This window comes from Methylorubrum extorquens (assembly GCF_024169925.1).
Lineage (GTDB): Bacteria > Pseudomonadota > Alphaproteobacteria > Rhizobiales > Beijerinckiaceae > Methylobacterium > Methylobacterium extorquens_A.
The window spans coordinates 506,080-526,739 of the sequence record NZ_JALJXF010000001.1; the positions used below are offsets into that span (position 1 = coordinate 506,080).

General features: G+C 69.6%; 17 protein-coding genes and 1 pseudogene. 6 read left to right on the forward strand and 12 right to left on the reverse strand.

What is annotated here, in order from left to right; genetic code table 11:
• Window positions 1-92: 92 nt before the first annotated feature.
• Entirely contained in the window at window positions 93-2,192 is a 2,100-nt protein-coding gene (locus J2W78_RS02485; RefSeq protein ID WP_253367729.1) for a M3 family metallopeptidase, read from the reverse strand.
• A gap of 196 nt (window positions 2,193-2,388) precedes the next feature.
• Between J2W78_RS02485 and J2W78_RS02490 the strand changes: the two genes are divergently transcribed.
• Window positions 2,389-3,306 (forward strand): extensin-like domain-containing protein, encoded by a 918-nt coding sequence (locus J2W78_RS02490; protein ID WP_253367731.1) that lies wholly within the window; start codon window positions 2,389-2,391, stop codon window positions 3,304-3,306.
• A gap of 269 nt (window positions 3,307-3,575) precedes the next feature.
• Window positions 3,576-4,667, forward strand: a complete 1,092-nt coding sequence (locus J2W78_RS02495) for a L,D-transpeptidase family protein (protein ID WP_253367732.1) — start codon at window positions 3,576-3,578, stop codon at window positions 4,665-4,667.
• Between the two features lie 6 nt (window positions 4,668-4,673).
• Here the strand turns inward: J2W78_RS02495 and J2W78_RS02500 are convergent, their stop codons facing one another.
• Genes J2W78_RS02500 through J2W78_RS02510 form a run of 3 tightly spaced genes read right to left on the reverse strand, consistent with a single transcriptional unit; the run spans window position 4,674 to window position 7,443 of the window.
• On the reverse strand, window positions 4,674-5,402 hold the full coding sequence (locus J2W78_RS02500) for an ABC transporter permease (RefSeq protein ID WP_253367734.1): 729 nt from the start codon (window positions 5,400-5,402) through the stop codon (window positions 4,674-4,676).
• Window positions 5,399-6,541, reverse strand: a complete 1,143-nt coding sequence (locus J2W78_RS02505; RefSeq protein ID WP_253367736.1) for an ABC transporter permease subunit — start codon at window positions 6,539-6,541, stop codon at window positions 5,399-5,401. Before J2W78_RS02505 ends, J2W78_RS02500 begins: the two co-directional genes overlap by 4 nt.
• Window positions 6,538-7,443 carry an ABC transporter substrate-binding protein gene (locus J2W78_RS02510; protein WP_367399411.1) on the reverse strand — a complete coding sequence of 302 codons (906 nt, stop codon included), beginning with the start codon at window positions 7,441-7,443 and terminating at the stop codon, window positions 6,538-6,540. Before J2W78_RS02510 ends, J2W78_RS02505 begins: the two co-directional genes overlap by 4 nt.
• A 292-nt stretch (window positions 7,444-7,735) precedes the next feature.
• Between J2W78_RS02510 and J2W78_RS02515 the strand changes: the two genes are divergently transcribed.
• Window positions 7,736-8,125 carry a response regulator gene (locus J2W78_RS02515; protein WP_012779253.1) on the forward strand — a complete coding sequence of 130 codons (390 nt, stop codon included), beginning with the start codon at window positions 7,736-7,738 and terminating at the stop codon, window positions 8,123-8,125.
• Between the two features lie 29 nt (window positions 8,126-8,154).
• Here the strand turns inward: J2W78_RS02515 and J2W78_RS02520 are convergent.
• Both J2W78_RS02520 and rsmI read right to left on the reverse strand, forming a co-directional pair.
• Window positions 8,155-8,540 (reverse strand): annotated as a pseudogene (locus J2W78_RS02520) (YraN family protein).
• Window positions 8,524-9,474, reverse strand: coding sequence for a 16S rRNA (cytidine(1402)-2'-O)-methyltransferase (gene rsmI, locus J2W78_RS02525; protein ID WP_253367738.1), 951 nt, complete (start codon window positions 9,472-9,474; stop codon window positions 8,524-8,526). The pseudogene J2W78_RS02520 and the gene rsmI overlap by 17 nt, the downstream one beginning before the upstream one ends.
• 122 nt (window positions 9,475-9,596) lie before the next feature.
• Here rsmI and J2W78_RS02530 point away from each other — a divergent pair, with 122 nt between their 5' ends.
• Window positions 9,597-10,808: a penicillin-binding protein activator gene (locus J2W78_RS02530; protein WP_253367740.1), complete on the forward strand. Its 1,212-nt coding sequence runs from the start codon at window positions 9,597-9,599 to the stop codon at window positions 10,806-10,808.
• Window positions 10,809-10,906: 98 nt separating this feature from the next.
• Here the strand turns inward: J2W78_RS02530 and hemW are convergent, their stop codons facing one another.
• The 4 genes from hemW to J2W78_RS02550 form a co-directional block, all read right to left on the reverse strand.
• Entirely contained in the window at window positions 10,907-12,085 is a 1,179-nt protein-coding gene (hemW, locus tag J2W78_RS02535) for a radical SAM family heme chaperone HemW (protein WP_253367742.1), read from the reverse strand.
• A 181-nt stretch (window positions 12,086-12,266) separates the two neighbouring features.
• The gene (gene rdgB, locus J2W78_RS02540) at window positions 12,267-12,902 is read right to left on the reverse strand and encodes an RdgB/HAM1 family non-canonical purine NTP pyrophosphatase (RefSeq protein ID WP_253367743.1); all 636 of its coding nucleotides are present in this window, start codon (window positions 12,900-12,902) and stop codon (window positions 12,267-12,269) included.
• On the reverse strand, window positions 12,899-13,612 hold the full coding sequence (rph, locus tag J2W78_RS02545; protein ID WP_003604865.1) for a ribonuclease PH: 714 nt from the start codon (window positions 13,610-13,612) through the stop codon (window positions 12,899-12,901). The genes rdgB and rph overlap by 4 nt, the downstream gene beginning before the upstream one ends.
• 352 nt (window positions 13,613-13,964) lie before the next feature.
• Entirely contained in the window at window positions 13,965-14,267 is a 303-nt protein-coding gene (locus J2W78_RS02550) for a hypothetical protein (protein WP_253367745.1), read from the reverse strand.
• 218 nt (window positions 14,268-14,485) lie between these two features.
• Here J2W78_RS02550 and hrcA point away from each other — a divergent pair, with 218 nt between their 5' ends.
• Both hrcA and J2W78_RS02560 read left to right on the forward strand, forming a co-directional pair.
• Window positions 14,486-15,598: a heat-inducible transcriptional repressor HrcA gene (gene hrcA, locus J2W78_RS02555; RefSeq protein ID WP_253367747.1), complete on the forward strand. Its 1,113-nt coding sequence runs from the start codon at window positions 14,486-14,488 to the stop codon at window positions 15,596-15,598.
• Window positions 15,599-15,724: 126 nt separating this feature from the next.
• Window positions 15,725-16,684 carry a DMT family transporter gene (locus J2W78_RS02560; RefSeq protein ID WP_253367749.1) on the forward strand — a complete coding sequence of 320 codons (960 nt, stop codon included), beginning with the start codon at window positions 15,725-15,727 and terminating at the stop codon, window positions 16,682-16,684.
• Between the two features lie 183 nt (window positions 16,685-16,867).
• On the opposite strand, the gene J2W78_RS02565 is transcribed toward J2W78_RS02560, so the two are convergent.
• Window positions 16,868-17,464: a DUF2147 domain-containing protein gene (locus J2W78_RS02565; RefSeq protein WP_253367752.1), complete on the reverse strand. Its 597-nt coding sequence runs from the start codon at window positions 17,462-17,464 to the stop codon at window positions 16,868-16,870.
• Between the two features lie 53 nt (window positions 17,465-17,517).
• The gene (locus J2W78_RS02570) at window positions 17,518-20,613 is read right to left on the reverse strand and encodes an efflux RND transporter permease subunit (protein WP_253367754.1); all 3,096 of its coding nucleotides are present in this window, start codon (window positions 20,611-20,613) and stop codon (window positions 17,518-17,520) included.
• Window positions 20,614-20,660: the final 47 nt, after the last annotated feature.

Here is a 20,660-nt window from a genome sequence, read left to right on the forward strand (position 1 = left end):
CGAGCATGATCCTGGATTCGATATCCAGGACCATGCTCTAGTCTAATCATGACCCACCCCCTTTCGCGGGGGAGGGTTCTTCTCAGACGATTTTATGCCGCCAGCCCGCGCTTCTTCAGCAGCGGCTCGATGCTCGGCAGCCGTCCCCGGAACGCCGTATAGGCCTCGCGCGCGTCGCGCAGGTTGCCCGCACCGTAGATCATGCGGCGCAGCCGCTGCGCCGTCTCCGGATGGAAGATGTCGCCCGCCTCGCGGAAGGCGTCGAAGGCGTCGGCGTCGAGCACCTCCGACCAGAGATAGCTGTAATAGCCGGCGGCATAACCGTCGCCGGAGAAGATGTGCGCGAAGTGCGGCGCACGGTGCCGCGCCGCGATCTCCGACGGCATGGCGATACGGCGCAGGGCGTCCGTCTCGAACGCGACGACGTCGAGCCCGTCCTCTCCGGCCGCGGAGAGATGCAGCGTCATGTCGACGATGGCCGAGGCCGCATACTCGATCGTCGCGAAGCCCTGGTTGAAGTTCGCCGCCGCGAGCAGACGTTCGAGCAGCGCATCGGGCATCGGCTCGCCGGTGGTCACATGGCGGGCATGGGTGCGCAGCACCTCCGGCTGCTGCAGCCAGTGTTCGTAGAGCTGCGAGGGCAGTTCCACGAAGTCGCGCGAGACCGCGGTGCCGGACAGCAGCGGATAGGTGACGTCGGAAAGAAGCCCGTGCAGGGCGTGGCCGAATTCGTGGAACAGCGTGCGGGCGTCGTCGAAGGAGAGCAGCGTCGGCTCGCCCCGCGGGGCGCGGGCGAAGTTCATCACGTTGACGATGATCGGCCGGATGTCGCCGTTCAGCCGCTCCTGCGAGCGGAAGGCGCTCATCCACGCACCTGAGCGCTTCGAGGGTCTCGCGAAGTAATCGCCGAGGAACAGGCCGACCTCGGAGCCGTCAGCGTCGCGCACAAGCCAGGTGCGCACGTCCGGGTGATAGCGCGGCACGTCGCGCAACTCCTCGAAGGCGAGCCCGAACAGCCTCGATGCGGTGTCGAACGCCGCCCGGATCATGCCTTCCAGCGGCAGGTACGGCTTGATCTCGGATTCGTCGAGGTCGTGCTCGGCCCGCCGCAGCTTTTCGGAATAGTGCCGCCAGTCATGCGCTTCGAGGGCGAAGTCGTGCCCGTCGGCCCGAACCAGGGCCTGGAGCCCTTCGCGTTCGGCCGCCGCGCGCTGGAGTGCCGGCTTCCAGACGTTGCGCAGAAGCTCCATCGCCGCGTCGGGGGAGCCGGCCATGGTGTCGTCGAGCTTGAGATGGGCGAAGCTGTCGAAGCCGAGCAGCCGGGCGCGTTCGGCCCGCAGGCGCACGATCTCGGCGATGATGGCACGGTTGTCGGTCTCGCCGCCGTTTTCGCCGCGGTGGGTCCAGGCCGCGTAGGCCAGCGCCCGCAGGTCGCGGCGGGTCGAGAAGACGAGGAAGGGCTCGATCAGCGAGCGCGAGAGGGTGATGACGTGGCTCTTACCGCCGCCGCGCTCTTTGGCGGCCTCCGCGGCGGCATCGCGCAGGAAGGGCGGCAGGCCGGCGAGATCCGCCTCGCCGTTCAGCGGCAGGATGAAGTCGCGCTCGTCGGCGAGCACGTTCTGGGCGAATTGCGTCCCGAGTTCGGCCAGCCGGATCGCGATCTCGGCGATGCGGGCCTTGGCGTCCGGGGCAAGGCCGGCGCCGGCCCGGCGGAACCGGCTGCGGTAGCGGTCGAGCACGCGGCGCTCTTCCGTCCCTAACTCTTCGGCATCGGCTTCAACGGCCGAGAGCCGGGCCCAGAGCTGCGGATTCAGGGTGATGGCGCTCGAATGCCGCGCGAGCTGCGGCGCGACCGCCCGCTCGATGGCCTGAAGCTTGGGGCTGGTGTTGCTGCCGGTGAGGTTGAAGAACACGTTGGCCACGCGGTCGAGTGCTGCGCCCGCGCGCTCCATCGCCGCGACCGTGTTGGCGAAGGTCGGTCGTTCCTCGCTCCCCGCAATCGCCGCGATCTCGGCCTCATGCGCCTTCAGGGCCTGTGCGAAGGCCGGCACGTAATGCTCGGGCCGGATCGCCGCGAAATCCGGAAGACCGAAGGGGGTCGCCCAGTCCGACACGTCGAACGGGTTGGCGTCCGCACCGCCACGGCCGGGCTCCGTACCCTCAGAAAGGTCGCGTGCGGTGTCGGCGGTCATGGGCAAAACTTTCGGGCGCGTCGGACGGTGAAGCGGTGAGCATAGGTTTGTGGGCCGAGCGGCGCAAAGCGACAGCGGCCCGCGCCTGGTTCTTTCACGTTTTTGCCGGGCGTGGCCGCCGCGTCCTTGCTGGGGACGGCCGGGCGGCGGATGAGGGGAGGACGGTTCGCGGCCGGGCAAGCGGGACACACACGGCATGAAGCCTTCCACCCTCGCTTCCCTTCTGGCGTGCCTCGTCGCTGCCGGGCTGGCCCTTCCGCCGGGCCCGGCATGGTCCGATCCGGCCAAGCCGCCTCCCGCGACGGTGCCGCTGCCGCCGCCCCAGCCGCCGGCGCGCCCGGATGACCTCGTGCCGCCCGCGCCGCAGGTGACACCGCTGCCGCCGGAGCGCCCGCCGGAGCTTGCCACCGGCCCGGACAAGGGCGCCGTGGCGAAGCCGGACGAGCCGCCCAAGGAAACGAAGAACGCGACCGACACGAAGGACGCGCCTGCTGCCTTGCCGGAGGCGCCGCTGCCGCCCGCTCGGCCGCCGGAGCTTTCGGGCGAGGCGGCGCTCGCTCTCAAGGTCTCGGCGCCCGACGACACCGCCTGCCTGCGCCGGCTGGAGCGGCTCGGGGCGCGCTTCGAAGCGGCGTCGCCGCTCGGCAACGGCCAGTGCAGCGCGCCGCATCCGCTTACGATCACGGCACTCGCCGACGGCGTCGCACTGGAGCCGGCGGCCACCCTGACCTGCCGGGCCGCGGAGGCGCTGGCGCGCTGGACCACGGAGGTGCAGGTCGCGGCTCAGAAGGAGTTCGGCGAGGGCCTGAAGAGTCTCGCGCTCGGCGGGACCTATGTCTGCCGCGGGCAGAATCACGATACCGACGCCAAGCTCAGCGAGCACAGCTTCGCCAACGCCATCGACGTGATGGGGTACGGTTTCACCAAGCGCGCGAGCCTCAAGGTGACGGCCGCGCCGGATGGCACGCCGGAGGCGGCGTTTCTGGCATCCGTGCGCGCCGGCGCCTGCGGCTTCTTCCGCACGGTGCTGGGGCCGGGCAGCGACGCCGCCCACGGCAACCACCTGCATCTCGACATGCGCGAGCGTGCGGCCGGGCACCGTCTCTGCCAGTAGGCGTCTTTCCCGTATCGGCATGCCCGCGCGGCGCGTGAGCGACGTCCACATCCGCGAGCGCAACGTGCCGGTTACCGGATCGAGGACGATGCGCTAGGATTTTGTTTTTGCACCTTTTTTTCCCGAAAGCCGGCAACCACCTATCGGGACGATGCTCGATCCCGAGGGGATCGACCGGATTTGGTATGACGAAGCGCCATTCGCCGCGGGAACGGTAGCGCTTGGCCATCGCTTCCTCTCCGTCTTGATGTGAGGAGCGCGGGCGGGCGATGGGACGGGTGTGGATGCGAGGAGCGCTGGCGGCGCTCGGTGTGTGGTCGGCAGCCGCGCAGGCCGCCGAGTCCGGAACGCCCGAGTTGACCCGCGAGGCCATCGAGAACGCGGCGTTCCAAGAGACCCCGGAAGAGGCCAAGCCTGACAAGGCGTCCAAGCCGGCGAAGAAATCCAAGAAGGAAGCCGAGGCGAAGAAGGAGGCGGAGAAGAAGCCCGACCCGATGCTCGTGAAGGTGCAGGTGCTGCTCGACCGGGCCCGCTTCTCCCCCGGTGTCATAGACGGGCGCGACGGCGAGAATCTGCGCGGCGCACTCAAAGCGTTCGCTGCGGCGCAAGGGTTGCCCGAGGGCGACAAGCTGACCCGCGAGGTGTTCGACCGGCTTCAAGCGACCGGCAAGGAGCCGGTCGTGACGCAGTACACGATCACGGAGGAGGACGTGAAAGGTCCCTTCGTCGAGCAAATGCCGCCCAAGATGGAGGAGCAGGCCGAGGTCGGGCCGATGCGCTACACCAATACCCGAGAGATGCTGGCCGAGCGCTTCCACATGCAGCGCGACCTCCTCTCCGCCCTCAACCCGAACGTGCCCCTCGACAAGGCCGGCGGCACGCTGGTCGTCGCGGCCGTACCGCCGCTGGGCGAGGGCAAGGTCGAGGGTGCGCCGGTGGCCCCCAAAGTTACGCGCATCGAGGTCGACAAGCGCACGAAGCGGGTGCGCGCCTTTGCGGAGGACGGCAAGCTGACGGCGGATTACCCCGCATCGATCGGCAGTTCGGAGAAGCCGGCGCCGGATGGGTCGGCGAAGGTGAAGGCTGTCGCCTTCGATCCCTGGTACACCTACAACCCGAAATACCGCTTCAAGGGCGTCAAGGCGACGAAGAAGTTCTCGATCCATCCGGGCCCGAATAACCCGGTCGGCCTCGTCTGGATCGACCTGTCGATTCCGTCCTACGGCATTCACGGCACGCCGGAGCCGGAGAAGGTCGGCAAGACCGAGTCGCACGGCTGTATCCGCCTCACGAACTGGGACGCGCGCGACCTCGCGAGCCATACCCAGAAGGGCGCGAAGGTCGAGTTTCTGGACAAGTAAGCTCGATCAACCGGCCGTTCGTCCTCCGGGCGGCCGTACCCTGGCGCCGATCGCGAGCAGCAGCGCATCGCCGAGGAAGGCCAGCGCCGCGGTTGCCAGCGCACCCTGGAGCATCGCCGCGATGTTCTGGTTCTGGAGCCCGGCGACGATCGGCGTGCCCAGCGTCGAGGCCCCGGCGAGCGCTCCGACGGCGGTGACGGAGACGGCGAGGATCAGCGCGGTGCGCAACGTGTCCACGAGGCCCGCGGCGGCGAGCGGCAGTTCGATGTGGATGAGGATCTGCGCCGGGGTGAGGCCGACGGCCTGGGCCGATTCCCGAGCCTCGGCGGTCACGGCGTCGAGCGCTCCGACCGTGCCACGCAGTGTTGGCATGATGCCGTAGGCGGTGAGCGCCAGCAGGGTCGGCGGCCCGCCGAAGCCGAGCACCGGCAGGGCCAGTGCGACGACGACCACCGGCGGCACCGCCTGGGCGAAGGCAACGAGCGTGTCGATGCCGGTGCGGAGCGCCGCGAAGCGCGGCCTTGTGGCGATCAGGCCGAGCCCGATTCCGAGTGCGGCGACCAGGACGAGCCCGGTCGCAGCCAGGGTGAGGTGGTTCAACGCCAACTCGACCATGTGGCCGATGGTCAGGGGCCGGCCGCTTGCGACGATCAGACCAGCCAAGGCCGGATGGCTCGCCGCGGCCAGCGCAAGACCGAGCGCGAGCGGTCCAAGGGCCGGGGCCAACCGGTTCATCGCGGCCACCGTCGGCGCAAGATCGCTTCCAACCTGCCGAGCGCCCCCTCGGCGGCGAGGGAGAGCGCGAGGATGGGCAGAGCCCCGAGCAGGATCAGGTCCGGCGCGAATTGCGCCATGCCGTCGAAGACGAGCGTACCGAGCCCGCCCGCTCCGACCAGCGCCCCCAGGGTCGCGAGACCGAGCGCCTGGACCGTGGCGACCCGCAGGCCGCCGATGAGGGCCGGGGCACCGAGCGGCAGGCGGATGGTCGTCAGGATTTGGCCCGGCGTGAGCCCCAGCGCCCGCGCGGCATCGACGCGGTCGGGACCGGTGGCGCGCCGCGCCGCTTGAAGCCCGCGCCAGAGCGGGAGGAGCAGGTAGGCCGCGATGCCGATCAGGGCCGGCCCGGTGCCGAGCGCTGAGAAGCCGTAGCCACGCAGGGCTGGAGCGGCCGTGAGAAGCGCCGAGAGGGCGGCGACGAGGCCGCCCAGCAAGGCGACCGCCGGCACGACCTGCAAGCCGCTGACCGTGAGTTCGACCGCCCCGCGCCCGCGACGCCACAGCGCGAGCCCGCCGGTGAGGCCCGCGGCCAGCACCAGGGCGCCGAGGGCGAGGACGAGATGATCGCGGATGGCACCGCCAAGGGCATCGGACCGGGCGCGCGCCTCGACGACGAGCGAGAGCGCGTCGAGGCGACCGGCGCTCCACAGGCCCCCGATCAGCGCCAGGACGGCAGCCCCCGCCACGACACCGCCGCCGGGCAGGCGGGCGCGCCGCGCGGCGAAGGGCAGGGCGCAGACGAGCGCGATCCCGCCGGTCCAGGCGCCGGAGGCGAGGCGTGCCCGCGTCGCGAATGGCTGGCCGGCGGTCAGGTCCGCGGCGCCGGCGCCGAGCCCCGTTAGCAGCAGAGCCAGGGCGCCGAGGCAGGCGAGCCCGGCGAGCCCGGCGCTCCTGCCTCCCCGGCCCGCCGCGAGCAAGCCGAGGCCCCCGGCAGCGAGGGCGGCGATGAGCCAGAGCCCGGTGCCGAGCGCCGCCGAGGCAGCGATGGGCGCGCCGGTCACCAGCCGGTTCGGTGCGAGGTGCAGTAGGGGAAGCCAAGCGAACATGGCCGGGAATAGGGCCGCCGCGGCGAGACCGGCGAGGAGGCGGGCCGTCACGGGCGGTTTGCCGCTTCGGCCAGCCACGCTTTCGCTACCGCCCCGGCGGTGCGCCCCTCCACTGTGATCGCCGCGTTGAGCCGCCGCAGCGTATCGGCGTCGAGACGCGCGAAGATCGCGTCGAGGGCGTCGCGGATCTGCGGATGGCGTTCGAGCGTCGCGGCGCGGATCACGGGGGCGGGTTCGTAGACGATCTGCGCCCCCTTGGGATCGCTCATCACGGCCAGATCAAGAGCGGCCAGCGCTCCATCCGTGCCGTAGACCATGCCGGCATTGATTCCGCTGATGCCTTCCGCCGCAGCGCGGGCGGTCACCGCCGTGTCGCCGCCCGGCAGGCTGACGATGCGCGAGAGCGGCAGGGAGAAGCCGTAGGCGGATTCGAAGGAGGGCAGGGCGGCCGGGCTTTCTACGAACTCCGTCGAGGCGGCAAGCCGGATCAGGTCGTCGCGGACGGCGCCCGCGAAATCCGACATGGTGGCGAGCCCCCGCTCACGGGCGAGGCGGCCCTGCACTGCAATCAGCCACGTGTTGTTGGCCGGCGCCCGGCCGAGCCAGACCAGCCCGTGCGCGGCGTCGAGCCGCAGGGCAAGGCCATAAGCTTCAGCGGCAGTCTTCCACGCGGGATCGGTCTCGGTGCCGGAGAAGAAGGCCACGTTGCCGGTATACTCGGGATACAGGTCGATCTCTCCGGCGAGCAGGGCCGAGCGGACGATGAGCGTCGGCCCGAGCCCGAGGCGGCGCTCCACCCGCAGGCCAAGACCCTCAAGTACCAAGAAAATCAGGTTTCCCAGAAGCGCGCCCTCGGTATCGCTCTTCGAGCCGATCACGATCGGACGAGCCGGCTCGGCACGGGCTCGGAGCGGAAGCATCGCGGCGGCGGCGATAAGGCCACGCCGACTCACGGTTGAGCGGGCTCCGATCCGAGCCTGGGCCGCCGCCAGGGTGCGACAATGGGACGGAAATGTTGCGCGGAATAACATCGGGCCGATCAGCATGGCGGGGGCGGGGCTTTGCGGTGCTTGACACGCCCAGCTTTACGGGCGACGGCTCGCGGTGCCGGGTCGTGCTTTCCGGGTCGCTCATCCGCTCTGAAAGCGTATTGGAGGGATTTCCTCCGAAACAATCCAGGCGCGACTGACAGACTCGAGACAGCGTTCCGGATCGGGAACGAATCGATAGGGAAGACGACCCGGCGTGAGTGTGGATTCGAACGAGGATCGTCTGTCCGGCGCGCGGGTGCTGGTTGTCGAGGACGAAGCGGCGATCTCGATGCTTCTCGAGGATATGCTGCTCGATTTCGGCTGTGAGATCGTCGGGCCGGCGGCCCGGCTCGCGACTGCCCTGGAGATGGCCCGAAGCGAGAGCTTCACGGTCGCCATCCTCGATGTGAACGTCGCGGGTGAGCCGATCTACCCGGTGGCCGAGGCCATCGCCGAGCGCAACCTGCCCATCGTGTTCTCGACCGGTTATGGCGGCGCGGGCATCCGCGAGCCGTTCCGCGACCGGCTGGTGGTGCAGAAGCCGTTCAGCCAAGCCGACCTCAAACGCACCCTCGCCGCGGCCATCGCTGCCGCCGAGGGCTGACACGGCTCGTTCGGCTCTGGGCCGGACGCTCATAGACCTTCGATCTCGAACGCGTTGGGCAGATGGCGCGGCCAGCGGCGCGGCGCCACGAAAACGGCATCCGCCCGCAGGGTTGCATCGGCCGGAAGCGGATGACGCGCGAGCCAAGCCCGTGCCGCCCGCGATAGGCGTGCCCGCTTGCGAGCGTCGATGGCGGTCGCGGCGGCTTCCAGCGTCGCGCGGGCCTTGACCTCGACGAAGGCGATCGTGCGCCCGCGCCGGACGATCAGGTCGATCTCCCCGCCCGCGGCCGCGAAGCGCCGGGCGAGTGGCCGATAGCCTTTCAGCACCAGCGCCAGAAGAGCCCAACCTTGGCCGAGAGGCCGCGTCCGTGGGTGGCGCGGCGCCGCGCCTCCGGATCAGGCGGAGGTCTCATCGTCCGCTCGGCGGGCGAGCGCCAGAGCGCGGGCATAGACGACGCGCTTGGGCTGGCCGGTCTCGTCGGCGACGAGGGCCGCCGCATCCTTGATCGAGTGGCGGGCGAGCGCCGCCTCGATCCGGGCGTCGAGCCCCGTATCGGCTTCGCGCGGGGCGGCGTCCTCGGGTGCGGTGCCGATCACGACCACCACCTCGCCCTTGGGCGGGCCCTCCTGGGCGAAGGCCTCGGCCAGGCCGCCGAGGCTGTCGCGGCGGATCGTCTCATAGAGCTTGGTCAATTCGCGGGCCACCGCCGCCGGCCGCTCCGGCCCGAGGGTGGCGGCGGCGTCTGCCAGCATCTCGGGGAGGCGATGGGGGGATTCGAACACCACCAGCGTGCCGGGAATCCCGGCGAGCGCCTCCAGCCGGTTGCGGCGGGCGCCCGATTTCTGGGGCAGGAACCCCTCGAAGAAGAACCGGTCGGTCGGCAGGCCGGCGGCGACGATGGCGGTCATCACCGCGGACGGGCCGGGGATCGGCGTCACCGGGATGCCGGCGGCAATCGCCGCCTGAACCAGCTTGAAGCCTGGGTCCGAGACCAGCGGCGTGCCGGCATCGGAGACCAGCGCCAGGGTCTCGCCGGCTTTCAGGCGCATCACCATCCGCTCGCGCACCGCCTCGTTGGAATGCTCGTGGTAGGAGAGAAGCGGTGTGGTAATCCCGTAATGCATCAGCAGGGTGCGGGTGACGCGGGTGTCCTCGGCGAGCACGGCATCGGCGGCGGCGAGTGTTGCGAGCGCGCGGAACGAGACGTCCCGCAGGTTGCCGATGGGGGTCGCCACCACGTAGAGCCCCGGCGCCAGGGACTCGGCTTCGGCGGCGAGGCCGAAGGCCGTGAAGGTCGCGGGGCTGCGGGGGGCCCCTTCGGGGCGCTTGTCGAGTCGCTGTGTCATCGCCGCGACAATGCCATGCCCGCGCGCCTTTGAAGACCGGGGAAAGGCAGGCCCTCACATTTACTTTTTGCAGGCCCCTCCGCATCGTGAGCCTGAATTGCGCTCGGACAGGGGGGGTCGCGATGGCGCGACGCGGCGGACGGTGGACGGCCCGCGCGGGTGCCGCGCTTCTCGGCCTCGGGCTCACGATGGGGCTCGCAGGCTGCCTGGGCGTACCGGATGCACCGCGGCCCGTGGCTCGGGCGGTGCCGGAGGCCGAACCCGGCCCCAGCGCGACGGCCGGCAATGTCATCGGCGCAGGCACGGTGAAGGTCGCTCTGATCGTCCCGCTGAGCGGGCAGGGGGCGGCGGTCGGCGCGGCCCTGCGCAACGCTGCCGAACTCGCCTACGACGATTTCCAGAAGCCGAGCCTCCAGATCCTCGTGAAGGACGACCGCGGCACGCCTGAGGGCGCACGCGAGGCGACGCAGGCGGCCTTCGCCGAGGGCGCCGAAATGGTGCTCGGTCCGCTCTTTGCCGCCAATGTCCAGGCCGCCGGGGGCGTCGCCCGCGGGGCGGGCAAGCCGGTCATCGCGTTCTCGACCGACGCGGCGGTGGCCGCGCGCGGCGTCTACCTCATCAGCTTCCTGCCGCAATCGGAGGTGGACCGCATCGTCGACGAGGCGAGTGCCGGCGGTCGCCGTTCCTTCGCCGCGCTGATCCCCGAGACGACGTACGGGAATGCCGTCGAGGCGCAGTTCCGTGAGGCGGTGGCCCGGCGCGGCGCCCGCCTCGTCGGCATCGAGCGCTACCCGGCCGGCAATCCCGGCCCGGCGGTCGACCGGCTGCGCGGTGTGATCGCGGGCAGCGGCGCCCAGGCCGATGCCCTGTTCGTGCCCGACACCGCCGAAGGCCTGATGGCCGTCGCCCCCGCCCTGACGAAGGTCGGGTTCTCACCCGCGCGGGTGCGTCCCCTCGGGCTCGCCCTGTGGAACGACCCGCGGGTGCTGTCGCAGGCGGCCTTCCAGGGCGGCCGTTACGCTGCGCCCGACACCGCTGGCTTCGCCTCTTTCGCCCAGCGCTACCAGACCCGCTTCGGGACGATGCCGCCGCGCACCGCCTCGCTCGGCTACGACGCGGTCTCGCTCACGGCCGCATTGGTGCGCCAATACGGCTCTCAGCGCTTCGCCGACGCGACCCTGACCAACCCGGCGGGCTTCTCCGGCCTCGACGGCACCTTCCGCTTTCTGCCCGAGGGCGTCAGCGAGCGGACCTTGGCAGTCTATGAGATCCGCAACAACGCGGCGAATGTGGTGAGCCCGGCCCCGAAAGTGCTCGGACCCTCGGGGATCTGAGGCCCGTCGATCCCTTCGGGATAACGGATTTGGGCTTCGCTCAGGTGCCGCGCGGGATTGCCGATACGGTCTCCGCTTTGATCGAGCGAAAAATCGTATCACCCCGCCAATTCCGCCACCACGGCGTTGAGCACCGGGGCGCCGCGGGCGGTCGCGGCGATGCGGCCATCCGGGCGTTGCGCGACGAGGCCGTCCGCCACCAGCGCGTCGAGGCGCCCGGCGTTGAGCGGGCGCCCTTTCAGGGTCGCGTAGCGGGCCGGGTCGATGCCCTCCGTCAGCCGCAGCCCCATCATCAGGTACTCGTCGCCCTGATCCTCGGCAGACAGCGTTTCCGTCTCGATGATGCCGTGGCCGTCGCGCTCGACGCGGCCGAGCCAGGCTTCGGGCGCCTTCTCGGTGAGCGTGCCGGTGCGTCCCTGCGGCAGGACGAGGCGGCCATGGGCGCCGGGGCCGATGCCGGCATATTCGCCGTAGCGCCAGTAAAGCAGGTTGTGGCGCGACTGTGCGCCGGGACGTGCGTGATTCGAGATCTCGTAGGCCGGCAGGCCGGCAAGCCCGCAGATCTCCTGCGTCACGTCGTAGAGGGCGCGCGAGGCATCGTCGTCGGGTGGCACGAGCCGTCCGGCCTGAGCAAGGCCGAAGAACGGCGTGCCGGGCTCGATGGTGAGCTGATAGAGCGAGAGATGTTCGGCGGCGTAATCGATCGCCCGGCGTAGCTCGGCCGCCCAGGCTTCCGGTGTCTGCTCCGGTCGGGCGTAAATCAGATCGAAGGAGAAGCGCTCGAAATGCGCCGCTGCGGTGCGCACGGCGTCGAGCGCTTCCGCCACGCTGTGCAGCCGCCCGAGCCGCTTGAGGTCGCCGTCATCGAGCGCCTGAACGCCGAGCGAAACACGGTTGACGCCGGCGGCGCGATAGCCGCGAAAGCGGGTCGCCTCGACGCTGGTGGGGTTGGCCTCCAGCGTCACCTCCGCGCCCGGCGCCACGCTCCAGGCTCCGGCCACGGCATCGAGCAGGCCCGCCACCGTATCCGGCGCCATCAGCGAGGGCGTGCCGCCGCCGAGGAAGATGCTGGTGACCGTCCGCCCCGGCGCGAGTGCTGCAGCGTGGGTGATCTCTCGCTTGAAGGCGGCGAGGAAGCGCGGCTGGTCCACGCCCGCATGGCGGACATGGCTGTTGAAGTCGCAATAGGGGCACTTCGCGGCGCAGAACGGCCAGTGCAGGTAGATGCCGAATCCCGCATCACGGGTCGGATGGTCGGGCGGTGTCGCGGGGGGCATCGGCCTGTCAAAACTTCCGTGATCCGCGCGCTTCTCGGGACTCCTATCCACCGTCCTCATCCTGGAATGTCCGCTCACGCGGCGCCTCAGGATGAGGCTGCGATTGGGATCGAAGCGGTGCGGACGGTGCGCTTCTCGTCTTGTTGGCGTGATGTAAGCACGCCGAACGCCACGCGAAAGCTCAGCCTGGCCGTCGCAGGCACGCCTTTGCAAGCTCGACGAAGGCCCGCGCCCGGTGCGAAAGGGCGTTACCGCTCTGCCAATCGACGCCGTGCTTCTCCTCCGACGAGATCTCGCCGAAGGTGCGATCCATGCCCTCGGGCCGGAACATCGGATCGTAGCCGAACCCGAGGCTGCCGCGCGGCGCCACCAGATCGCCGAAGACGCGGCCTTCGAACAGCTCGGTATGGCCGTCGGGCCATGCCAGGACGAGCGCCGAGACGAAGTGGGCGCGACGGTCCGTGGCGCCACGCTTGTCGATTTCGGCCGCGATCCGGGCCATGGCGCCGGAAAAGTCCTTGTCCGGGCCGGCCCAGCGGGCGGAAAACAGGCCCGGCGCGCCGTCCAGCGCATCGACGCAGAGGCCGGAATCGTCGGCGAAGGCCGGTAGGCCAGAGGCGTTGGCGGCGGCGTGCGCCTTGATCGCCGCGTTCTCCGAGAACATCGTGCCGGTCTCGTCGGGCTCCGGCAGGCCGAGTTCGCCGGCCGACACCGCCTCGACCCCGAATGGGGCCAGCAGCTCGCGCATCTCCACGAGCTTGCCGGCATTGTGGGTCGCGATGACGACCTTGCCCGAGAGGATGCGGTGCGTGCTCACGCGATGGCCTTCCGCTGCAGTTCGACGAGCCCCGCGACGCCGCCCTTGGCGAGCCGGAGCAATTCGAGGAACTGTTCGTCCGTGAACGGCTCCATCTCGGCGGTGCCTTGCACCTCGACGATGCCGCCCTTGCCGGTGACGACGAAGTTCGCGTCCGTCTCGGCCGCCGAATCCTCGGCGTAGTCGAGGTCGAGCACCGGCTGGCCCTTGTAGATGCCGCAGGAGACCGCCGCGACATGGTCCTTCAGGGGATCGACCGAGATGATCGAGCGGGCGCGCATCCAGGCAAAGCAATCGTGCAGGGCCACCCAGGCACCGGTGATCGAGGCGGTACGGGTGCCGCCGTCGGCCTGGATCACGTCGCAATCGACGGTGATCTGTCGCTCGCCGAGCGCCGGCAGGTTGGTGACGGCGCGCAGGGAGCGGCCGATCAACCGCTGGATTTCCTGCGTGCGGCCCGACGGCTTGCCGGAATTGACCTCGCGGCGGGTGCGCTCGTGGGTGGCACGCGGCAGCATCGCATACTCGGCGGTGACCCAGCCCTTGCCGGAACCGCGCAGCCACGGCGGGCCGCGCTCTTCCAGCGAGGCGGTGCAGAGCACACGGGTGTTGCCGAAGGTGACGAGGCAGGAGCCTTCCGCGTAGCGGGCGACCGCCCGCTCCAGCGTGACGTCGCGCATCGCGTCCGCCGCGCGCTTCGAGGGCCGCATGGCTTGGTAAGCTCCCGTTTCGAAAATCGAAGCCCGGGCTCTTAGGCGCTGCCAGCCCTGGCGGCAACCGCCGCCCGGCTTGTCCCAGGGCGATCCGCCTGAAGGCGATGGCCCTGGATTCCTTGCCAGCCTCAGTTGCCGGCGCCCGTCTCTGCGGGCCGAGGCTCTCGCTTCGCTCGAAGCGTCTCAGGACCGAAGTCCCGAAAAGCCCGCTCCGCGCGGCGCGCCTTGCGCCATGAAGCCCCTCGGGCGGCTTCGAGCGATGGACATGCCCCTTTTCGCTCGGAGAGCCTCCGGCATGAAAAAGGCCGCCGTCTCGCGACGGCGGCCCTTCAAACGACCTTCCGGCCGATCACCAGCGGCGGTGATTCCAGTGACGGCGGTGGTGATGATGGCGCGGGCCGCCGAACCGGTGATGGCGGTGCCAATGGCCACGGTGACGCATGTGGCGGCGGTAGTGGCGGCGATCACGGCGGTACTGCGCCTGCTCGATCATCTCACCGGTCGGCGCGGTCGCCTCGGTTTGGATCGGGAGCGGGGCAGCCTGCGCAGCGCGGGGCGCCGAAGCGAGGCTCAAGCCGGTGACCGCGATCGCCAGTGCGGCGACCTTGACCATGGTCTTTCGTGCGCCAGTCAGCACTATCGGAGGCTCCATCTTTACTCGGGTGAGGGGGCCGCGGATCGCGGTTCGAACCGCCGCCCTGCTTACCAAACGACTCGGGGAGGCAGAATGATCCCTATGATTTCCCGGCCGAACTCGTGCAGGGTGTCGTTTGCCGGCTGGGCACCGTCCGTCCTTCGTCGGTCGCGTCGCGGCACGATAGGATTGATCGGCGGCGCCCAAGCGCTCACACTCGTTTGTCAGGGTCCTGCATGCGCCAGGTTCCTCTTCCCTTGATCGAGGCTCTACAGCCCATCGTGAATCCGCAACCCCAAGCGCTCGCCGCCCTCAACGAGCGTGCCCGAGAAATCTTCCGGCAGATCGTCGAGAGCTACGTCACCACCGGCGAGCCGGTAGGGTCGCGCAATCTCGCGCGCATCCTGCCGATGAGCCTGTCTCCGGCCTCGATCCGCAACGTGATGGCGGATCTGGAGCATTCCGGACTGATCTTTGCACCTCACACATCGTCCGGGCGCCTGCCGACGGAGCTGGGCCTGCGCTTCTTCGTCGATGCGATGATGGAGATCGGCGATGTCGATCTCGCCGAGAAGGCGCGCATCGAGGCGCAGATGCAGGCGGCAGCCTCGCGTCACACCTTCGATTCGGCCCTGGCCGAGGCGTCCTCGCTGCTGTCGGGCATCTCCCGCGGGGCGGGCGTTGTGCTGACCACCAAGGTCGATGCCGGGCTCAAGCATGTGGAGTTCGTGCGGCTCGATGCCGAGCGCGCGCTCGTGGTTCTGGTCTCGATCGACGGAACGGTGGAGAACCGCCTCGTCGATCTTCCGCCGGGCCTGCCGGCGGGGGCGCTGCAGGAGGCCTCGAACTTCCTCAACGCCCGCCTGCGGGGCCGCACCCTCGATACCCTGCGTGCCGATATCGAGAACGGCCGCACGGAGATGAAGCGGGAGCTCGACACTCTGACCGAGCGATTGGTCGATGCCGGGCTCGCCACCACGGTCGGCCCGTCCGAGGCGCGCCAGCTCATCGTGCGGGGGCAGGCCAACCTTCTGGACGACCTGCGCGCGGCCGAAGACTTGGAGCGCATCCGCTTGCTGTTCAACGACCTCGAGACGCAGAAGGATGTGATCGAGCTGCTGGCGCGGGCGGAGCAGGGCGACGGCGTGCGCATCTTCATCGGCTCGGAGAACAAGCTGTTTTCGCTCTCCGGCTCCTCAATGATCGCCGCCCCCTTCCGCGACAGCGCGCAGAAGATCGTCGGTGTCGTCGGCGTGATCGGCCCGACGCGGCTCAACTATTCCCGCATCGTGCCGATGGTGGACTACACCGCCCGCGTGGTCTCGGGGCTGCTCGACCGGTCGCGGTAGGCGTTGCTCCGGCCGTTCCGAAGCATCGCGCCCGTGGCAGCGCCCGGGGATTCGAAAGCAGGAAGCGGGAAGCGCGGCGTCCGGATGGAGCCGTAGGCAAGGGCTCGGACTTGCCGGAGTTTGCCCATGCCAACCGTCGTCAACCGCACCATGTCCCCGTTCGAATGGGCGATGCTGCTCGGATTGTCCGTGCTCTGGGGCGGATCGTTCTTCTTCGCGGGTGTGGCACTGTCCGCGCTGCCGCCTCTGACGCTCGTCGTCCTACGCGTCGGATTGGCCGCGCTGATCCTCAATGCCGCCCTGCCTCTGGCCGGCATCCGCCTGCCTCGCGGCCGCGACGTCTGGATTGCCTTCTTCCGGATGGGGCTCCTCAACAACGTCGTGCCCTTCTGCCTCATCGTCTGGGGACAGACGCAGATCGCCTCGGGGCTCGCAGCCATCCTCAACGCCACGACACCGCTCTTCACCGTCGTCGTCGCCCACCTGCTGACGTCCGACGAGCGGATGACCGGAAGCCGGATGGCGGGGGCGCTCACCGGCCTCCTGGGTGTGGCCGTGATGATCGGCGCCGGGGCGTTCGCCGACCAAGGGAGCCATCTCCTGGCGCAACTCGCGGTGCTCGGCGCAGCCCTATCCTACGCCCTGGCCGGCGTCTTCGGGCGGCGCTTCCAGCGCATGAGCATCCCGCCGCTCGCCACCGCGACCGGCCAGGTGACGGCATCCACGCTCGTGCTTCTGCCCGTGGCGTTGCTGGTGGACCGGCCGTGGACGCTGCCGATGCCAGGCGTGGCCGTATGGGGCGCGGTGCTCGGAATCGCGGTGCTTTCCACCGCGCTCGCATACTGGCTCTACTTCCGCCTGCTGGCGACGGCCGGGGCGACCAATCTCCTGCTCGTCACCTTTCTGATCCCGATGACAGCCATCCTGCTCGGCGCCCTGGTGCTGGGCGAGCCTCTGGATGTTCGGCACACTGTCGGCATGGCCCTCATCGGCGCCGCTCTTGCAGCCATCGATGGACGTGTTCTCAAGCGGATGAGGGGACGGCGCATCGAAGAGCCCGGCGTCTATCAGGGCCGGGATATCTGAGCGGTCGGAGTACAAACCCGAGGCGCGTCATTGCCTGTGGCGGTGCACGGCTCGGGGGTCACATCTTGGAATGGACAACCGGCCGGCTCGTGCGAGGGGGCAGTGCACGGGCCGGCCGGCGTACCGCGCGCTTCCGGAAGAAGCGACGCGATGGCGGGGCATCCATACGGGATGCGCGAAACTCTATCGCGGCGCGGTCTTCTGCCCGTCCGGCGTGCGGCCCTTCGGACCTGTCCCCGGTGCGGGCTTGGCTGCCCATTCGGGATCGGCGCGCGGCCCGCCCGGTGCGTCGGTCGCCGCCTGGAGCTGTCCCGGCGGCACGTCGCTGACCCGCGTCCAGACCTGCGAGCCGCAGAACACCGCGAGCATGCAGCCCTTCACCGAGAGTTCGGTCGGCGTCTCGCTCCAGACGGTGACGTCGTAAGCCTTGCCGTTGTCGCCGTTGTAGATCTTGCCCTCGAAGCGCCCCTCTGAATTCGGCTTGAGCCCGAGCAGCATTTGGTGGCCGAGGATCGTCCGCGCCTGCCGACGCGCGTCTGGATGGTAGCGGTCGGTCCGCGGCTTGCCGTCCTCGCCCTCAAGCTTCTGCAGCCACACCACGTAGCCGCACAGGTGACGGCCGTCGCTGCCGCAATGCTCCGTGCGGACGCGGGCGCGCCCGTCCTCGGTGAGCCAGATCCCGGTCGGGTCGGCGGCCTTGGCCATATCCGGACTCATGCAGGCGAATGCGGCCAGCGCGGCGATCGCCGCCGTGGCGAAGCGTGTCAGGATGGGTGTCATCAAGGCTCCTCGGGCCATGCCCCGGCCCATCGCCGGGGCCGATGCGGAGTGGATCAGCCGTGGTGTGCGGCCGGGGTGGGGGCGTCTTCGGCCTCATCGCGCGGGCCGACGAAGCGGCTGAGCAGCCGGCCGATGTTGCTGCCGAGGCTGTCCATCAGAAGGAACACCGCGGGGACGAAGACCAGCGAGAGCAGGGTCGAGACGATGAGCCCGGCGATCACGGCGACAGCCATCGGCGCGCGGAACTCGCCGCCGATGCCGAGCGCGAGGGCCGAGGGGACCATGCCGGCGGCCATGGCAATCGTGGTCATCACGATCGGCCGGGCCCGCTTGCGCCCGGCATCGACGATGGCGGTGACGCGATCCACGCCGTGGGCCATCTCCTCGACGGCGAAGTCCACGAGCATGATCGCGTTCTTCGTCACCAGCCCCATGAGCATCAGGAGGCCGATCACCACCGGCATCGAGATCGGCATGTGGCAGATCAGCAGGCCGAGGATGGCGCCGCCGATCGAGAGGGGCAGCGAGAACAGGATCGTGAGCGGCTGGAGAAACGAACCGAACAGCAGCACCAGCACCGCGTAGACCATCATGATGCCGGCGCCCATCGCCATGAGGAAGCCGGAGAAGACCTCCTGCATGATCTCGGCGTCACCGGTCTGGCGGATGGTCACGCCCGGCGGCAGGCTTTTCGCCGTCGGTGTCGCCAGCGCTTGCTCGATCAGTGAGCCGAGCGCGTCCGAGCCCTCCATGTTGGCCTCGACCGCCACGCGTACCGCCCGGTCGTAGCGCTCGATCGCGCCGGGGCCCTGGTCGAGTTCGATGTCGGCCACCGCCGCGAGCGGCACCGCCGTTCCGTTCTTGGCCGGTACCTTCAGGTTTTCGAGCCGTGCGATCGCGCCGCGGGCGCTCTCGGGGAGCTGCACCCGGATCGGCACTTGGCGGTCCGCCGCGTTGAACTTGGCCAGATTGATGCCGATGTCGCCGATGGTGCCGACCCGCACGGTTTCTGCGATCACGTCGGTCGCGACGCCGAGATCGGCCGCAGCACCCGCCTTCGGGCGGATGCGCACCTCGGTGCGGTTCAGCGGTGCCGTCGACATCACCGAGACGAGGTGCGGGATCGCAGCCATGTCACGCTGGAGCCGTGCGGCGATCTCCGTCACCACATCGACGTCGGGGCCGCTGACGACGAGGGCAAGGTCGCGCTGGCCGCTGTCACGCAGGGTCCACGAGCGGATGTCGGGCTCCTGTGACAGCAGGGCGGCGACTTCGGATTCGATGGTCCATTGGCGCTTCGTGCGCTCGGATTTCGGGCTCAGATTCACGATCAGCGTGGCGAGCCGCGTCTCCTTCTTGCCGCCGGCCTGACGACCGCCATCGACGAAGACCGAGGTGACCTCGGGCAGGGCACGGATGCGTTCGACCACGCGGTCGGCAACCGCGATGGTGTCGGGGAGGCGGGCGCCCGGAGCCAGCTCGATCATGAACAGGGTGCGGGCGTTGTCCTGCTTCGGGATGAAGCCCGAGGGCAGGAGCTTGGTCGAGACGATCGAGCCGGCAAACAGCGCGAGCCCCACCATCAGCGTGATCCACTTATGGCGCACCGACCAGCCGACGAGGCGGGTATAGCCGCGCATCACCGGGCCCTCTCGCTCCTCCGCGTGGCCGTGGTCGCGCAGGAAGTAGGCGGCCAGGAGTGGCGTGATCAGGCGTGCCACCAGCAGCGACATGAACACCGACACGGCGATGGTGAGTCCGAACTGGATGAAGTAGCGCCCGGCGATGCCGCCCATGAAGGAAACGGGGGCGAAGACCGCGATCAGGGTCGCGGTGATGGCGATGACGGCAAGCCCGATCTCGTCGGCGCCCTCGATCGAAGCGCGGTAGGGTGATTTGCCCATCCGCATGTGGCGCACCACGTTCTCGATCTCGACGATGGCGTCGTCCACGAGGATGCCCGTGACCAGCGTGATCGCGAGCAGGCTGATCCCGTTGAGGGTGAAGCCCAGCGCATCCATCGCCCAGAAGGTCGGAAGCACGGAGAGCGGCAGAGCGACCGCGGCGATCAGGGTGGCGCGCCAGTCGCGCAGGAACAGGAACACCACGATAACGGCGAGGGCGGCGCCCTCCATCAGCGTGTGCATCGCCGAGGCGTAGCTGCCCCGCGTCGCCGCGACCGAGGAATCGATCTCCTGGAACTGGATGTCGGGATAGCCTTGAGCGAACTCGGCGATCTTCTTCTCGACGCCCGCAGCAACCTCGGCATCGCTCGCGCCCGAGCCGCGGGAGACCGAGAAGGCGACGACGGATTCGCCGTTAAAGCGGGCGAAGGTGCGTGGCTCCTCGATCAAATCCTCGACCGTGGCGAGGTCGTCGAGGCGGACCTTGCGGCCGCCGGGCAAGACGATGGAGGTCGCCTTCAGGTCGCGGATCGTGCGCGAGGCGGCCAACGTGCGGATCGACTGCTCGCGCCCGCCGACCTCGCCGCGTCCGCCGGCCAAGTCGGCCGAGGTGATGCGCACCTGTCGGTTCACGTCCGCCGCGGTGATGCCGAGCGCCAGCAACCGGTCGGGTAGGGGAGTGATGCGGATCTCGCGGGCAACACCGCCGACACGCTCGACGCCGCCGACGCCCTTCACGCCCTGGAGCGTGCGCGCCACCTTGTCCTCGACGAACCACGACAGGTCGGCCGGGGTCATTGCGGGGGATGTCACCCCGTAGATGAGGATCGGCAGGCCGGTGATCTCGACGCGCTGGATGATCGGCTCGTCGATGGTACGGGGCAGGTTGATGCGGATCTTCGAGACCGCATCCTTCACGTCGTTGACCGCCCGGTCGGTGTTCACCTCGAGCCGGAACTCGACCGTGGTGACGGAGGACCCTTCCGTGATCGCCGAGGTGATGTGCTTGACGCCGCGCACGCCCGCAATCGAATCCTCGACCCATTTCGTGACCTGGGTCTGCAACTCGGAAGGGGCGGCGCCGCCCTGCGTGATCGTCACCGAGACGATCGGCACGTCCACGTTCGGCATGCGGGTGACCGCGAGTCCCCGGAAGCTGACGAGGCCGAGCACCACCAGCACGAGGAACAGGACGAGGGGCGCGATCGGATTGCGGATCGCCCAGGCGGAGATGTTCAGGCGCATCGGGGCAACCCGTCAGATGGATGATCGATGGGTCTGAGGCTCAAGCC

Bases quoted from the DNA above. Each gene is read 5' to 3' on its own strand.
- hrcA (WP_253367747.1), top strand. From the start codon at position 14,486: ATGCGCCAGGTTCCTCTTCCCTTGATCGAGGCTCTACAGCCCATCGTG.
- J2W78_RS02500 (WP_253367734.1), bottom strand. From the start codon at position 5,402: ATGAACCGGTTGGCCCCGGCCCTTGGACCGCTCGCGCTCGGTCTTGCG.
- J2W78_RS02565 (WP_253367752.1), bottom strand. From the start codon at position 17,464: ATGACACCCATCCTGACACGCTTCGCCACGGCGGCGATCGCCGCGCTG.
- rsmI (WP_253367738.1), bottom strand. From the start codon at position 9,474: ATGACACAGCGACTCGACAAGCGCCCCGAAGGGGCCCCCCGCAGCCCC.
- J2W78_RS02550 (WP_253367745.1), bottom strand. From the start codon at position 14,267: ATGGAGCCTCCGATAGTGCTGACTGGCGCACGAAAGACCATGGTCAAG.
- rph (WP_003604865.1), bottom strand. From the start codon at position 13,612: ATGCGGCCCTCGAAGCGCGCGGCGGACGCGATGCGCGACGTCACGCTG.
- J2W78_RS02485 (WP_253367729.1), bottom strand. From the start codon at position 2,192: ATGACCGCCGACACCGCACGCGACCTTTCTGAGGGTACGGAGCCCGGC.
- J2W78_RS02490 (WP_253367731.1), top strand. From the start codon at position 2,389: ATGAAGCCTTCCACCCTCGCTTCCCTTCTGGCGTGCCTCGTCGCTGCC.
- J2W78_RS02530 (WP_253367740.1), top strand. From the start codon at position 9,597: ATGGCGCGACGCGGCGGACGGTGGACGGCCCGCGCGGGTGCCGCGCTT.
- J2W78_RS02570 (WP_253367754.1), bottom strand. From the start codon at position 20,613: ATGCGCCTGAACATCTCCGCCTGGGCGATCCGCAATCCGATCGCGCCC.
- J2W78_RS02560 (WP_253367749.1), top strand. From the start codon at position 15,725: ATGCCAACCGTCGTCAACCGCACCATGTCCCCGTTCGAATGGGCGATG.
- hemW (WP_253367742.1), bottom strand. From the start codon at position 12,085: ATGCCCCCCGCGACACCGCCCGACCATCCGACCCGTGATGCGGGATTC.
- J2W78_RS02495 (WP_253367732.1), top strand. From the start codon at position 3,576: ATGGGACGGGTGTGGATGCGAGGAGCGCTGGCGGCGCTCGGTGTGTGG.